The following is a 14,799-nucleotide window of genomic DNA, read 5'->3' as shown; positions in this document are numbered from 1 at the left end:
CCGCCCGTTCCATCTATCAACCTGAACAGTTGCACGAGGCTGCGCCAACAGACCTCGCATCACAGGGACAGGCACCGTGATCATAGCTCTTCGTTACGTCGGAATCGACATCTCCAAAAACCACCTCGATATCTTTGATGAGGCTGACGGCGTGCCGAGGCGCATTGCCAACGCGCCACAGGCCATCACACAGCAGGTGGCGCGTTGGCAATGCGATGCGCTGGTCGTCTTCGAGGCGACGGGTATCTATGACCTCGCGCTTCGCGAGGCGCTGCGTCAGGCCGGGATCCAGTTCGCAGGATCAACCCGGCCCGTGCCCGCGACTTTGCACGGGCCAGCGGCCTACTCGCCAAGACCGATCCGATCGATGCGCGGATGCTGGCGGCCTTTGCGCGGGCCATGCAGCCCGCCCCCGAGCAGGTCGCCGATCCTGCACGGGGCGCCTTGGCGAGGCTTGCAAAACGGCGGGATCAGCTGGTCCTCATGCGCGCCCAGGAGAAGAACCGGCGCAGCGAGGCCGACGATCGCGCCATGGCCGAACGCATCGGCCGCCTCATCGAGGTCCTCGACAGCGAGATCGCCGAGATCGAGGCCGACATCAGCGCATTGATTAAAGCCGAAGCGGAGATCGCGGACGATGCGAAGTTAATGCGTTCGCTGCCCGGCGTGGGTCCCGTGGCCTGCATGCAGCTCATCGCGCAGATGCCGGAACTCGGGCGGGTCGGACCGAAACAACTCGCAGCGCTCGCTGGCCTTGCTCCCTTCAACGTCGACAGCGGCGCCTTCCGCGGCAAGCGCAAGATTGCGGGCGGCCGAAAGCGCGTTCGTGACGCCCTTTATATGGCGGCCCTCAACGCAGTTCGCAGAGCTGATCCGTTCAAGGCCTTCTATGCACGGCTGCGACAGGCCGGAAAACCAGCCAAGCTCGCCCTCATCGCCGTCGCCAGGAAGCTGCTCACGGTCCTCAATGCCATGATGCGAGACCGAAAGCCGTACCTGCAGACCAAACCAACATAACAGTTGCCGGCCTTCGCCGGGACGACAGTCTTTATGCCGCCGCCTCGATCTCCACCACGATCTTCCCCGTCGTCACCTGCTCCCCCTCGGCGACATCGATCGACAACACCGTGCCCGCGACGCCGGCGGTGTGGACGTGCTCCATCTTCATCGCCTCCAGCGTCATCACCGGCTGGCCGGCCGCGACCTTGTCGCCCGGCTTCACCAGCACCGCGACGACCCGGCCGTTCATGGCGGCGCGGACCTTGCCGTCGCCTCCGGCCGCCGTCGCGCTTTCCGGCGGCGCCAGCGTGAGGTCGCGCGCCGACAGCGTGACGCCACAGTGCAGGATATAGAGCCGATCGCCATCGCGCAGGAATCTGGCCTGCTCCATCACCCCGTCGTGGTGGAAGCGGATGCTGTCCTGACTGAGCTCGTCGATCACGAAGCTGAAGCGATCGCCGTTGCGGGTCGCGAGGTAGCTGCCGTCGCGTTCGCGAACGATCTCGATCTCCTGCACGCCGTGGCCGAGATCGATCCGCAGGCCGAGCGGGAATGTCGCTGCAAGCGACCGGCCGCGCTGCCATGGCGGGCCGTGCGGATTGGTGACGTAGAGCAGCAGCGCCGCAAGCGCGACATCGCTGCCGCGATCGGGCCGGACCGCGAGCAGCGCATCGCGGTTGTCGCCGATGAAGGCCGTGGTCGCCTCGCCCCTGGCAAAGACCGGATGGCGCAGGCAGTCGATCAGGAAGCCCTGATTGGTGGTGACGCCGAAGGCCGTGACCTGCTCGAGGGCACAGATCAGCTTGCCGCGCGCTTCATCGCGGGTCGCGCCGTGGCTGATGACCTTGGCAATCATCGAATCATAGAACGGCGGAATCTCCGAGCCGGACTGCAGCGCATGCTCGACGCGGATACCATCTGGCATCTGCCACCGCGCCATCGTGCCGGATTGCGGCATGAAATCGTGCGCGGCATCCTCCGAACAGAGCCGGACCTCGATGGCATGGCCGGAGAACTTGACGTCCTCCTGGGTCAAGCCGAGCGGCGCGCCGCTGGCGACGCGCAGCTGCAATTCGACTAGGTCGAGCCCGGTGATCGCCTCGGTGACGGGATGCTCGACCTGCAGCCGCGTGTTCATCTCCATGAAGTAGAAATTTCCGGCGCGATCGAGCAAAAATTCCAGCGTGCCCGCACCCTCGTAGCCGATCGCCTTGACCGCCTGCACCGCGACCGCGCCCATCCGCGCGCGCAGCTCCGGCGTCACCGCCGGCGACGGCGCCTCCTCGACCAGTTTCTGGTGCCGCCGCTGCACCGAGCAATCGCGCTCGCCGAGATGGATGGCGTTGCCGTGGCGGTCGCCGAACACCTGGATCTCGATGTGGCGGGGATTGACGATCGCGCGCTCCAGAATGACGGTTGGATCGCCGAACGCGCCCTGCGCCTCCGATCGCGCGCTGCGCAGCGCGTCGGGAAATGCCGCCGCATCGGTGACCAGCCGCATGCCGCGGCCGCCGCCGCCGGCGACCGCCTTGATCATCACCGGAAAGCCGATCGTCCCCGCTTCCGCCAGCATCACGGCATCGCTCTGGTCGGCGCCCTGATAGCCGGGCACGCAGGGTACGCCGGTCCGCTGCATGATCTCCTTGGCGCCGGCCTTGTTGCCCATCGCAAGGATCGCCTCCGGCGACGGACCGATGAACACCAGACCCGCATCGCGGCAGGCCTGCGCAAAATCCTCGTTCTCGGCGAGGAAACCATAGCCGGGATGCACCGCGCCGGCGCCGCTCGCCTTGGCGGCGGCGATGATCGCGTCGATCTTCAGATAGGATTGCGCCGGCAGCGCCTCGCCGATCCGCACCGCCTGGTCGGCCTCGCGCACGTGCAGCGCATCGCGGTCGGCGTCCGAATAGACCGCGACGACGCCATGGCCGAGCCGCCGTGCCGATCGCATGATGCGCAGCGCGATCTCGCCGCGGTTGGCGATCAGGATCTTGAAGAACGGCGTCCGCTTCACGATTGCCCCGCTCATGGCCGCGCCACCGAGAACTGCATGCGCTGTGGGCTGCGGGCCTCGGCTTCGCGGCAGATCGAAAGCACCTCTGACAGCACCGTCCGCGTATCGCGCGGATCGATCACGCCGTCGTCGAGCACGCGGGCGCTGGTCGAGAATACGTCCATCTGGCTGTCGAACACGCCGGTGATCTGCGCCTTCATCGCGTCCAGCTTCTCCTTCTCGATCGGCTTGCCGCGCCGCGCGGCGGCGGCTTCAGTGACGATCGCCATTGTTTCGGCGGCCTGCTCGCCGCCCATCACCGCGGTCTTGGCGTTGGGCCAGGAGAAGCAGAAGCGCGGGTGGAAACCGCGACCGCACATGCCGTAATTGCCGGCGCCGAACGAGGCGCCGCAATACAGCGTGATCTGCGGCACCGTCGCCGAGGTCACCGCCTGGATCATCTTCGAGCCGTGCTTGATCATGCCGGCCTCTTCATAGGCCCGGCCCACCATGTAGCCGGTGGTGTTGTTCATGTAGAGGATCGGCGTACGCGATTGGCAGCAGGCCTGGATGAAATGCGTCGCCTTGTTGGCGCCGGGCACATCGAGCGGGCCATTGTTGGTGATGATGCCGATCGCTTGGCCCTGGATGCGGGCATGGCCGCAGACCGTCGCCGGGCCGTAATTGGCGCCGAACTCGGTGAAGTCGGAATCGTCGATGAAGCGCGCGATCGCCTGGCGCATGTCGACGGGGCGCTTGTGGTCCATCGGCATGATGCCGAGCAATTCCTCGGCGTCATAGCGCGGCGGCTTGAACGCAGCCGGTTCGCGGTCCGGACGGTCCCAAGGCAGCTTGGCCATGATGTCGCGCGCGATGCGCAGTGCGTCGCGGTCGTCCTCGGCGAGATAATCGCCAAGGCCCGAAATCGAGGTATGCATCTCGGCGCCGCCGAGCTCCTCCTCGGTCGCGATCTCGCCGGTGGCGGCCTTGAGCAGAGGCGGACCGGCGAGGAAGGCGCGGGTGCGGCCGCGCACCATCACGATGTAGTCGGACAGGCCGGTCTGGTAGGCGCCGCCCGCGGTCGAGGAGCCGTGGGTGACGGTGACGACAGGAAGCCCCGCCGCCGACAGCCGCGCCAGGTTGCGGAAGATGTTGCCGCCACGGACGAAGTCCTCGACGCGGTAGCGCAGCAGGTTGGCGCCGGCGCTTTCGACCAGCTGCACATAGGGCAGCTTGTTCTCCAGCGCGAGTTCCTGCACCCGCAGCGTCTTGTCGAGGCCGTAAGGCTGCAATGCACCCGCGTCGATGCCGGCATCATTGGCGCTGACCATACAGCGGATGCCGGAGACGAAGCCGATGCCCGCGACCAGTCCGCCGCCGGGCACGCTCTTGTCCGCATCCGCTACGTCGAACATGTAGCCGGCGAGCGTCGACAGTTCGAGGAAGGGTGAACCGGGATCGAGCACCAGCGCGACGCGTTCGCGCGGCAACAGCTGGCCGCGCTTGTGGAAGCGGTCCTTGGCCGCGGCGGAGGCCGCGCGCGTCCGCTCCTCCAGCGCGCGCATCCGGGCGATCAGCGCCAGCATGCCGTCGCGATTGCCCTGGAAGGCGGCGCTGCCGGTGGAAATCGTGTTCTCGATGATGGCCACTAGGCGCGCTCCACAAAATGCCCACTGTATTGCTGCCGCAGCTCGACCTTGCGCAGCTTGCCGGTCGCGGTCATCGGCATCTCCTCGAGGATACGCACCAGCTTCGGCACCTGGAAGCCGCCGAGGTGCTTTCTGCAATGCGCCTCGATGCCGGCCTCGTCGGCCACCGCGCCGGGCTTCAGCTTGACGAAGGCGGAGACCGCCTCACCCCATTGCGGATGCGGCAGGCCGACCACGGCGGCATTCTGCACGGCGGGGTGCGCCAGCAACGTCTCCTCGATCTTGACGGAGGCAACGTTCTCGCCGCCCGACTTGATCATATCCTTCTTGCGGTCGAGGAACAGCACCTCGCCATTGCCGTCGATCAAGGCAAGATCGCCGGTATGGTGCCAGCCGAACTTGCGCGCCTCCTCGGTCGATTTTGGGTCCTTGTAGTAGCCCATCATCACGTTGGGCCCGCGATGCACCAGCTCGCCGATCTCGCCGCGCGGCAGCAGGTTGCCATTGTCGTCCATGATCGCGGTCTCGTTGACGATCAGCGATTCGCCCCAGTAATTGCCGAAGCGGTCGAGCTGAACCTCCGGGCGGGACATCGTCGTCGCCGGATACATCTCGGTCTGGCCGCTGGACAGCACGAAGTTCGGACAGAGATCGGCCATAGCGCGCTCGAGCAGCGGCTTGCTCATCGGCGCCATGGTGTAGATGCAGCAGCGCAGGCCCGACAGGTCGTAGTCGCGCCGGCGCGGATGGTCGAGGATCGCCTGGTACATCAAGGACAGGCCGACGAACACGGTGAGCTTATCGCGAACGATCGCCTCCATGCAGGCAACCGGATCGAAACCGCGCATCAGCGCCATGCGGCCGCCGACCGAGAGATAGCTGAGCAGCAGCACGTGGCCGGCGCAGTGGAACAGCGGAAACTGTCCGGTGATCCCGTCATCGCGAGAAAGCTGCATCTCGATGCAGTTGCTCATCACGGCCATGACAACGGCGAGGTGACAATGCATCGCGCCCTTCGGCCGCGAGGTCGTGCCTGACGTATAGATGATCATCGCGAGGTCGCGGTCGTTGATCTCGATGTCAGGCTCGATCTCGGGCTGTCCCTCCAGCAGACCGTTGAACTCCTGCAATCCGGTCTTGCCGGCATTGCCGGTCAGGTCGATTGCGATCATCTCCATGCCGCGCGCTTCCAGTGCGGCGCGGCGGTCGGCCTGGGCATGAAGGGCGTCGTCGATGACGGCGAAACGCACCTCGGCATGGCCGAGGATGTAGTCCATATCCGACGGCCCGAGCATGGTGTTGATGGGCACCCAGACCAGGCCGGCGCGGTGAATGCCGAACAACGCTTTGACGAATTCGACCGAGTTGTTGCAGACGGTCGAGATCTTTTCGCCCGGCTTCAGCCCGCGCTGCACCAGATGATTGGCGAAGCGATTGGCGTCGCGCTCGAGTTCGGTGAAGGTGACCTGCCTGTTGCCGTCCGTCAGCGCGATGCGATCCGGAAATCGCCGCGCGGCGCGCTTCAACAGATCGCCGATCGCGACCCGCCCGATGCGGCCCGGCCCGGTGACACCGCCGGTTGCTGCGAGATTGTGCATGTATGTCCTCCTGCCTCGTCATTGCGAGGAGCCCGCGACAAAATTGCAAAGCAATTTTGCGCTGAAGCGACGAAGCAATCCATACTTTCCAAACGGCAGGATGGATTGCTTCGCTGCGCTCGCAATGACGGCTGGCGTGGCCCTAGTGCCTGACCCCGAAAATCTGCCGCGCTTCCGCCGGGCTCGCGATCTCGCGGCCGGCACGTCGCGCGCAGGCGGCGAGGCCTTCGACGAGCTGCCCGTTCGACGTCACCTTGGTGCCGTCGCCGAGATAGAACGTATCCTCGAGCCCGCTGCGCAGATGGCCGCCGAGGTCGGCGGCGCGCTGATGCAGCGGCCAGATCTCGGCGCGGCCGATCGCAGTGACCTGCCAATGCGCCTCCGGCGCCTTCAGCTTCAACAGGATCGGCAACAGCTCCGGATCGGCCGGCATGCCCGAGGCGACGCCCATGACGAAATTGTATTCGAGCGGACCGGAATACATCCCGGTCTGCCGGTACATCCCGACGCAGCGCACGATACCGACGTCGAAGCACTCGAATTCGGGGATGGTGCCGGCCGCCTTCATCACGTCGAGATAGTCCTGCACCTTCTCGACGGCGTTATCGAACATCATGGGCGGCCAGGCCCAGGTGTTGTCGGCCTTCACCTTGAGATAATTCAGCGAGCCGGCATTGCAGGCGGCGATCTCGGGCCGCGTCTCGCGCACGCAATCGAGCGCGCCCTGGTAGTTCGGGCCCGAGGTGCCGGTGGTGTGGTTGATGATCACGCCGGGACAAGCCTCGCGGATCGCCTGCTGGATCTCCTTGCTGACGCCGACTTCCCAGGACGGCAGATGGCCCTTGTTCGGCTCCTGCTGGCGCAGGTGGATGTGCATGATGCTGGCGCCGGCGTTGAACGCGGCCTTGGCCTCGCGCGCCATCTCTTCCGGCGTCACCGGAACGTTGTGCTGCTTCGGGTCGGTAAGCACGCCGTTCAGCGCGCAGGTGATGACGGCCTTGTCGCTCATGGGTCTCTTGTCCGCTTTGCGGCGCACATGCGCTGCTGATCGCCCCATGATGAGAACTTTGTCGTCGCGTCATCTTGCGTTGACTGGCTAAGTGGATGCGCTCACGACGCAATCCGTCGCCAGCCGGTTAACACAAGACGCGACGCCCGCATCACGCCTAACCTTGCCGCCAAGCAGAAGCGGCGCAACAAGCCGGCATCACGGGGAGAACGTCATGGTCTCGATCAACCGGCGCACATGGCTGACGGGCGCGGCAGGCGCGGGATTTGCCGCTATGGCAGGCCTCTGGCCTTCGCTGGCCGATGACACGCCCGGCGTCACCGCGACCGAGATCAGGATCGGCAGCACCACTTCGCTCAGCGGCCCGGTATCCGCGCTCGGCGTGCAGGCGCGCTGCCAGGAAGCCTATTTCAAGATGCTGAACGAACAGGGCGGCATCGCCGGCCGGCAGATCAAATACATCTACTACGACGACGCGTTCAATCCGGCGAAGACGGTCGAGCAGGTGCGCCGCCTGATCGAAAGCGACAATGTCGCCTTCCTGTTCAACATGCTCGGCACCGCGCCGAACTCGTCGGTCGTCAAATACATCAACGCCGCCAAGGTGCCGCACCTGTTCCTGTCGGTGAACGGCGACAAATGGGGTGACTACAAGACCTATCCCTGGACCATGGGCTTTGCGCCGAGTGCGCGGACCGAGGCGCAGGTGTTCGTCAAATACGCGTTGAGCCAGAACAAGAACGCGAAATTCGCGGTGCTCTACCAGAACGACGACCTCGGCAAGGATTTTGTCGCCGGAGCCAAGGACGTGCTCGGCGAGCGGTTCGCGACCGCAGCCGTGGTGGCCTCGCACGAGGTCACCGATCCCACGATCGATTCCCAGATCGTGGCGCTGCGGGGCGCTAATCCCGATGTGCTGATCTCGGGCACCACGGCAAAGTTCTGCGCGCAGTCGATCCGCAAGATCTATGAGCTCGGCTGGAAGCCGATGCATTTCATCGCCAGCGGCGCCGCCTCGATCTCATCGACCATTGCGCCTGTCGGCCTCGACAAGTCGCAGGGCACGATCTCGTCGGCCTATGTCAAGGACGTCGCCGATCCGGCCTGGGCCAATGATCCCGGCGTAAAGAACTTCCTCGCCTTCATGGAGAAATACTTCCCCGACGGCAATCCGAAGGAGGGCTACAACCTCTACGCCTACACGGTAGCGCAGGTGCTGAAGATCGTGCTCGAGCAGTGCAAGGGCAATTTCAGCCGCGACAGCATCATGGCGCAGGCCAACAATTTGAAGGACGTTGAGGTCCCGACGCTGTTGCCCGGCATCCGCGTCAACACCAGCCCGACCAATCATCACCCACTGCAGCAGCTTCAGCTGCAACGGATCGAAGGCCCCGGCTGGCTGCGGTTCGGCGAGGTGATCCAGGGCGCGAATTTGTGACCCCAGGCGTCGTCCCGGGCAAGCGAAGCGCGACCCGGGACCCATAACCACGAATGGAGGTTATAGAGTCCTCTGGAGCCACAGCCGTCTAAAGTACTGAGATCGGTGGTTATGGGTCCCGGCTTTCGCCGGGACGACAGTCTACGTCAACGCGCGCTCGCTCGCGGCCTGTCCGGTGCGATAGATCGCAAGATCCCGCGAGCCGGAGAAGATCGCGCGCGGCTTCAAACCATAGAAGCGGCGGATCGAGTGGCTGAAATGCGTCGAGTCGGGATAGCCGATATCCTGCGCGAGATGCGCGAGGTTGATGTCCTGGTTGGCGAAGTGCAGCAGATGCCGCGCGCGCTTCCAGGCGCGGAAGGAGCGGAACGAGATCCCGGTCTCCTCCTTGAACAGATGCAGGAAGCGCGAGGGCGATAGCCCGGCCTCGCCAGCGCAGCCTGCCGCGGTCACCGGCTCGCCGGAGAACTGCCCGATGCGGACGATCGCGCGCACGACACGCGGATCGAGCACGCGCTGCGGCAGCGCGTCGCCGAAGCACATGGTGTCGAACTCGGCATTCGCGATCGCATCGCGATGCTGCATCTCGGCAAGCGTCGCATAAGCGTTGCGAATGCGATTGGCGAACAGATGAGAGTCCGGTCCTTGCAAACGGCGGGCGACCGCCTCAAGCGTGCCGTCGGGCACGCTTTCCGGCTCGATCGCGACGCAGATCGCCGAGCGATATTCGCTGGTGATGGTGTGGCGCAGGTTCGGCATCGTCACCGCGAGCTCGCCATGCGACTCGCGGCCTTCGCTGGTCGACAGATGCAGCCCGTCGCGGATCGCGACATAGACATGGAATGCGCCGGGACAGCGCTCGCGCGGGCGGCCGAGCAGCCCGGCATAGAACACCCGTTCCGGCGTAATCAGCATCCGGTGACCGGATTGCTGACTGGAGCTCTGGCACTTCGCGTCCACGATCGCGTCCATGGCGGTTCCTCCTCGCGCGGCTCTTTGGGCTGCTGCGGCGGAGCTACCATAACGCAAATTCGCGAGCTGTCACCGATGTGAAATGTCGTCATTCCGGGGCGCATCGAAAATGCGAACCCGGAATCTCGAGATTCCGGGTTCGATGCTGCCGCATCGTCCCGGAATGACGGAGAAGTTACGGCCGCGCCCGCGGCGCAACGTTCTGTTCCTGCCCGGCTTTTTGCTCCGCCGCCACCGCGCGCTGGTAACCTTCGCGCTGCTGCAGCCGCGCCCAATAGGCCGCGACATTCGGCCCGAAATCCTTGGCGAGGCCGATATTGCTGGCAAGCCGCAGCGCATAACCGTTCGTAATGTCGGCCGCCGTGAAGCGTTCCGCGCAGAGGAATTCCGACTTCGCGGCAGCAGCTTCCACTGCACGCAGGCGGCCCAGGAACCATTTTGCATAATCACCCGAGACCTGCGGGTTGCGCCGCTCCTCCGGCTCGAGCTGGCTGTAGCGGAGCACCAGCGTCTGCGGAAAGGTCAGCGTCGCGTCGGAAAAATACATCCAGTTCAGAAACGCGCCATAGGCCGGCTCATCGACGCCGACAATCAGCGGCGTCGGGCCGTATTTGGTGCCGAGATAATGGCAGATGCCGGAGGACTCCGTCATCCTGGTCTCGCCATCGATCATGAACGGGATGGTGCCGAGCGGATTGATGCCGAGATATTCCTTGGCGAACACCCGCGGCGGGAACGGCAGCATCTTCAGCTCATAGGGCAGCCCAAGCTCCTCCAGCATCCACAGGGGACGGAACGAGCGCGCGGCGTCGCAGTGATAGAGCGTGATCATCAGGCGTTTCCCTTTTGCTTCAGGCCAGGCAGCGTGCCCATCATCTTGCACAATACCATGAGCATCACCTCGTCGGCGCCGCCGCCGATCGAGGTCAGGCGGCTGTCGCGATAGGCGCGGCTGACCGGCGTCTCGTTGGTGAAACCCATGCCGCCCCAATATTGCAGGCAGGCATCGGTGAGCTCGCGGCCGAGCCGGCCGGCCTTCAATTTGGCCATGGTCGCGAGCCGGGTCACGTCCTCGCCTGCCACCAGCGCCTCACCGGCACGATAGATCAGCGAGCGCAGCAGCTCGACCTCGGTCTGCATCTCCGCGAGCTTGAAGTGCACCACCTGGTTGTCGAGGATCGAGCCGCCGAACGCCTTGCGGTGGCGAGTGTAGTCGATGGTCTCGTTGATGATGAATTCATGCGCCTTCAGGCAGGCTGCCGCGCCCCACAGCCGTTCCTCCTGGAACTGGATCATCTGGTAGGTGAAGCCCTGGCCCTCCTCGCCGATCCGGTTGCGCTTCGGCACCCGGACATTGTCGAAGAAGATCTGTGCAGTGTCGGAGGAGCGCATGCCGAGCTTGTCGAGCTTGCGCGCGACCTGCGCCCCCTTGGTCTTCATCGGGACGCAGATCAGCGACTTGTTGCGGTGGACCTGACCGTCGCTGGTGTTGGCGAGCAGGCAGATCCAGTCGGCCTGGGTGCCGTTGGTGATCCACATCTTGCCGCCGTTGATGACGTAATCATCGCCATCGGAGCGCGCACTGGTCTTGATCGAGGCGACGTCGGAGCCGGCACCGGGCTCGGAGACGCCGATGCACGCGACCTGATCGCCGGCGATCGCCGGCACCAGGAATTCGCGCCGCACCTCGTCGGAGCCGAACCGCGCCAGCGCCGGCGTCGCCATGTCGGTCTGCACCCCGATCGCCATCGGCACGCCGCCGCAGGTGATGGCCCCTAACTCCTCGGCCATCATCAGCGCGTAGGAATAGTCCAGCCCCTGGCCGCCGAACTCGACCGGCTTGTTGAGGCCGAGGAAGCCGAGATTGCCGAGCTTCTTGAACAGCTCATGCGCCGGGAAGATATCGGCCTTTTCCCATTCGTCGACATGAGGGTTGATCTCGGCCGCGATGAACTTTTGTAGAGCGCGGCGCGGTTCGTCGTGGTCGGCGGTGAAGAGCATGTTGATCTCGCGTTTCCTCGTCTCTTTCCTCAGCTCCCCCTGAAAGGAGGAGGTCGGCACGCTCGGCAACGCCGAGCGGGCCGGGTGGGGGTCACACCGGCAGTCGAACGCGCGGCTTGACCCCCACCCTGCCCTCCCCCTTTCAGGGGGAGGGTGTTTCCTCGCTCGCAGCCCTATCCAGCGCGTTCACAATCCCATCTGCCGGCTCGCGAGATCTTTCATGATCTCCTCGGTGCCGCCGCCGATCGCGTTGACCTTGACCTCGCGGTAGATGCGCTCGACCTTGATGCCGCGCATGAAGCCGGCGCCGCCGAAGATCTGCACCGCCTCGGAGGCGCAATGCGCCATGGTCTGCGTCGCCTGGTTCTTCATCATGCAGATCTCGGCGACCGGGCTTTCGCCCTGGCCGAGCCGCCACGCCAGCATCTCCAGCATCGCCTGCGAGGCCGCGACCTTCTGCGCCATGTCGACGATCTTGTGCCTGATCACCTGGTGCTGGGCGATCGGCTTGCCGAACGTCTTGCGCTCCTTGGCATAGGCGACCGCCTCGTCGAGGCAGACGCGCGCATAGGCGGTGCAGCTCGCCGCCATGCCCATGCGCTCGCTGTTGAAGTTCTGCATGATGATCTTGAAGCCCTGGCCTTCCTCGCCGATCAGGTTCTCGACCGGCACCCGGCATTCGTCGAAATGAAGTGTCGCGGTATCCGACGCCCACCAGCCCATCTTCTTCAGCTTGGTGCGGGACAGGCCCGGCGTGCTGCCTTCGATCAGCAGCAGGCTGACGCCGCCGGGGCCCTCGCCGCCGGTGCGCACCGCGACCGTCAGATAGTCGGCCCGCATGCCCGAGGTGATGAAGGTCTTCTCGCCGGAGACGACGTAATGATCGCCGTCGCGCCGCGCCTTGGTGCGCAGGTTCGCGACGTCGGAGCCGCCGCTCGGCTCGGTGATCGCGAGCGCGGAGATCTTCTTGCCGGCGAGCACCTCCGGCAGCACCCGTGCCTTGACCTCGGGCCGCGCGGCGCGCGCGATCGGCGGCGAGCCGATGGTGTGGCTCATCAGGCTCGAGGAGACGCCGCCGGCGCCGGCCCGCGCCAGCTCCTGCGAGGCCACGATCTTCATGAACTGGTCGGCGGCGATGCCGCCATATTCTTCCGGGAAGCCAAGGCCGAGCAGCCCGATCGCGGATGCCTTGGCATAGAGCTCGCGCGGAAACTCGCCGTCTTCGTCCCATTGATGGGCATAAGGCTCGATTTCCCTGGCAACAAAGCGCCGCATCACCTCGCGAAAGGCCTCATGCTCGCCGGTGTAGAACGGGTTTGCCATCGCGTGCTCCGTTGATTCTTCGCTCCGACGATGTCCGGATTTCTCCCGGTTCACTTGCGTCGAGTGGCTGTCATCGGTGCCGGCGTCCGGTCCGGCGATTTGCCAGCCACTAAACGCAAGACAGTATCCTAATACGCCGCCTCCACTGCTATTTCATGGCATCAATTGAGCCAGGAACAGGCGGCGCAAGACTGCCGTTCCGGAGGAGGGAAATTTGCCGGTTCGTTATTACGACTGGATCGCGCATCATCGCCGGCGCACGCCGGACAAGATGGCGCTTGTCGATCTCGCGAGCGATCGCCGCTTCAGCTATGCGGAGCTCGACGCCCGCGTGTCGCGGCTCGCCGCCTGGCTGCGCGACGGGCTGAAGGTCGCCCACGGCGACCGCGTCGCGGTGCTGGCGCTGAACACGACTGATACGCTGGAGGTGCAGTTCGCCTGCTTCCGGATCGGCGCGATCTTCCTGCCGCTCAACACGCGCCTCACCGTTCCCGAGCTGCGCTACATCACCGGTGACGCCGCGCCGAAGGTGATGATCCACGACGACGACCTCGCCGAGACCGCGCTTGCGGTAGCAAAGCTCTGCAATGTCGCTGCGACCGTGAGGCTGGGCCCGGGCGGGGCCTATGAGACCGGCATTGCGGCAGCCGCGCCGCTCGAGCGGTTCGAGGAGGTCATGCTCGATGACATCTCGACCATCATGTACACCTCGGGGACGACGGGCCAGCCCAAGGGCGCGATCATCACGCATGGGATGACGTTCTGGAATTGCGTCAATCTCGGCGGCCCCGCCTACATCTCGCCGGCCTCGGTGCTGCTGACGGTGCTGCCGCTGTTCCACACCGGCGGGCTGAATTGCTACACCAACCCCGTGCTGCATGCCGGCGGCACCGTGCTGATCATGCGCGCCTTCGATCCCGGCGAGGCACTGAAGCTGATCGGCGACCCGGCGCAAGGCATCAACGTATTCTTCGGCGTGCCCGCGATCTACCAGTTCATGGCGCAGCATCCTGCCTTCGCATCAGCGGATTTCAGCCGCCTCGTCATCGGCGGCGTCGGCGGCGCGCCGATGCCGGTGCCGTTGCTCAAGACCTGGGAGGCGCGCGGCGTGGCGCTGCAGCAGGGCTACGGCATGACCGAGACCTCGCCGGCGGTGATGGTGCTCGACCGCGAGGATGCCGCGCGCAAGGCCGGCTCCTCCGGCAAGCCGGTGCTGCACACCGAGGTCCGCATCGTGCGGCCCGACGGCAGCGACGCCGCGGTCGGCGAGCTCGGCGAACTCTGGGTCAAGGGTCCGAACATCACGCCGGGCTACTGGAACAGGCCGGACGCCAATGCCTCCTCCTTCACCGACGGCTGGCTGCACACCGGCGACGCCACGCGGATCGACGAGGAGGGCTTCTACTACATCGTCGACCGCTGGAAGGACATGTACATCTCGGGCGGCGAGAACGTCTATCCGGCCGAGGTCGAGAGCGTGCTGCATCAATTGGCCGCCGTCGCCGAGGCCGCTGTCATCGGCATCCCCGACGAGCAATGGGGCGAAGTCGGCATGGCGATCATTGCCGTAAAGCCAAGCCATTCGCTGACCCCGGCCGAGGTCCACGCGCATTGCCAGGCCAATCTGGCGCGGTTCAAGTGCCCGCGCCTGATCGAATTCATCGAGGTCCTGCCGCGGAACGCGACGGGCAAGATTCATAAGCCGACGCTTCGGCAACAATTCAGCCGGCCGAAGCCAACCGATACCGCGGCGTGAGCCAGACGCGCGCCGCGCGCTCCGGAATTCGCCGCGACAAGGATTACCCCGTTGCCGTCTG

The 14,799-nt window shown here is 65.3% G+C and carries 10 protein-coding genes and 1 pseudogene; 3 read left to right on the top strand and 8 right to left on the bottom strand.

All coding sequences use genetic code 11. The annotated features are described in order from the left end of the window. Positions 1-76: 76 nt before the first annotated feature. Positions 77-1,017 (top strand): annotated as a pseudogene (locus tag ACVWYP_RS07675) (IS110 family transposase). A gap of 31 nt (positions 1,018-1,048) precedes the next feature. Here ACVWYP_RS07675 and ACVWYP_RS07670 read toward each other — a convergent pair. The 4 genes from ACVWYP_RS07670 to ACVWYP_RS07655 all read right to left on the bottom strand — a co-directional run bounded on the left by ACVWYP_RS07670 (position 1,049) and on the right by ACVWYP_RS07655 (position 7,248). Continuing rightward, complete coding sequence (locus tag ACVWYP_RS07670) at positions 1,049-3,028, bottom strand: acetyl/propionyl/methylcrotonyl-CoA carboxylase subunit alpha (protein WP_304498287.1); 1,980 nt, start codon at positions 3,026-3,028, stop codon at positions 1,049-1,051. Continuing rightward, a complete protein-coding gene (locus ACVWYP_RS07665; RefSeq protein WP_304498286.1) occupies positions 3,025-4,641 on the bottom strand; it encodes an acyl-CoA carboxylase subunit beta in 1,617 nt (538 codons plus the stop codon). The genes ACVWYP_RS07670 and ACVWYP_RS07665 overlap by 4 nt, the downstream gene beginning before the upstream one ends. Then, complete coding sequence (locus tag ACVWYP_RS07660) at positions 4,641-6,239, bottom strand: AMP-binding protein (RefSeq protein ID WP_304498285.1); 1,599 nt, start codon at positions 6,237-6,239, stop codon at positions 4,641-4,643. Before ACVWYP_RS07660 ends, ACVWYP_RS07665 begins: the two co-directional genes overlap by 1 nt. A 142-nt stretch (positions 6,240-6,381) precedes the next feature. Then, on the bottom strand, positions 6,382-7,248 hold the full coding sequence (locus ACVWYP_RS07655; RefSeq protein ID WP_304498284.1) for a BKACE family enzyme: 867 nt from the start codon (positions 7,246-7,248) through the stop codon (positions 6,382-6,384). Between the two features lie 214 nt (positions 7,249-7,462). Here ACVWYP_RS07655 and ACVWYP_RS07650 point away from each other — a divergent pair, with 214 nt between their 5' ends. Further along, positions 7,463-8,686 carry an ABC transporter substrate-binding protein gene (locus ACVWYP_RS07650; RefSeq protein ID WP_304498283.1) on the top strand — a complete coding sequence of 408 codons (1,224 nt, stop codon included), beginning with the start codon at positions 7,463-7,465 and terminating at the stop codon, positions 8,684-8,686. A 141-nt stretch (positions 8,687-8,827) separates the two neighbouring features. On the opposite strand, the gene ACVWYP_RS07645 is transcribed toward ACVWYP_RS07650, so the two are convergent. The 4 genes from ACVWYP_RS07645 to ACVWYP_RS07630 all read right to left on the bottom strand — a co-directional run bounded on the left by ACVWYP_RS07645 (position 8,828) and on the right by ACVWYP_RS07630 (position 12,982). After that, positions 8,828-9,658 (bottom strand): helix-turn-helix domain-containing protein, encoded by an 831-nt coding sequence (locus ACVWYP_RS07645; protein ID WP_304498282.1) that lies wholly within the window; start codon positions 9,656-9,658, stop codon positions 8,828-8,830. 175 nt (positions 9,659-9,833) lie between these two features. Then, positions 9,834-10,490, bottom strand: coding sequence for a glutathione S-transferase family protein (locus tag ACVWYP_RS07640; RefSeq protein ID WP_304498281.1), 657 nt, complete (start codon positions 10,488-10,490; stop codon positions 9,834-9,836). Beyond that, on the bottom strand, positions 10,490-11,659 hold the full coding sequence (locus ACVWYP_RS07635; protein WP_304498280.1) for an acyl-CoA dehydrogenase family protein: 1,170 nt from the start codon (positions 11,657-11,659) through the stop codon (positions 10,490-10,492). The genes ACVWYP_RS07640 and ACVWYP_RS07635 overlap by 1 nt, the downstream gene beginning before the upstream one ends. Before the next feature lie 186 nt (positions 11,660-11,845). After that, positions 11,846-12,982, bottom strand: a complete 1,137-nt coding sequence (locus ACVWYP_RS07630; RefSeq protein WP_304498279.1) for an acyl-CoA dehydrogenase family protein — start codon at positions 12,980-12,982, stop codon at positions 11,846-11,848. Positions 12,983-13,196: 214 nt separating this feature from the next. Between ACVWYP_RS07630 and ACVWYP_RS07625 the strand changes: the two genes are divergently transcribed. Beyond that, positions 13,197-14,738: an acyl-CoA synthetase gene (locus tag ACVWYP_RS07625; RefSeq protein ID WP_304498278.1), complete on the top strand. Its 1,542-nt coding sequence runs from the start codon at positions 13,197-13,199 to the stop codon at positions 14,736-14,738. The last annotated feature ends 61 nt before the right edge of the window (positions 14,739-14,799 follow it).

It is taken from the genome of Bradyrhizobium sp. USDA 3262 (genome assembly GCF_054060035.1).
Note: the sequence above shows the minus strand (reverse complement) of the source record. Positions and strands in the feature narration are given on the sequence as shown.

What these genes read in the sequence shown, in the direction of transcription:
- ACVWYP_RS07630 (WP_304498279.1), bottom strand. Translation starts at nt 12,982, where the DNA reads ATGGCAAACCCGTTCTACACCGGCGAGCATGAGGCCTTTCGCGAGGTG.
- ACVWYP_RS07670 (WP_304498287.1), bottom strand. Translation starts at nt 3,028, where the DNA reads ATGAGCGGGGCAATCGTGAAGCGGACGCCGTTCTTCAAGATCCTGATC.
- ACVWYP_RS07660 (WP_304498285.1), bottom strand. Translation starts at nt 6,239, where the DNA reads ATGCACAATCTCGCAGCAACCGGCGGTGTCACCGGGCCGGGCCGCATC.
- ACVWYP_RS07635 (WP_304498280.1), bottom strand. Translation starts at nt 11,659, where the DNA reads ATGCTCTTCACCGCCGACCACGACGAACCGCGCCGCGCTCTACAAAAG.
- ACVWYP_RS07650 (WP_304498283.1), top strand. Translation starts at nt 7,463, where the DNA reads ATGGTCTCGATCAACCGGCGCACATGGCTGACGGGCGCGGCAGGCGCG.
- ACVWYP_RS07640 (WP_304498281.1), bottom strand. Translation starts at nt 10,490, where the DNA reads ATGATCACGCTCTATCACTGCGACGCCGCGCGCTCGTTCCGTCCCCTG.
- ACVWYP_RS07645 (WP_304498282.1), bottom strand. Translation starts at nt 9,658, where the DNA reads ATGGACGCGATCGTGGACGCGAAGTGCCAGAGCTCCAGTCAGCAATCC.
- ACVWYP_RS07655 (WP_304498284.1), bottom strand. Translation starts at nt 7,248, where the DNA reads ATGAGCGACAAGGCCGTCATCACCTGCGCGCTGAACGGCGTGCTTACC.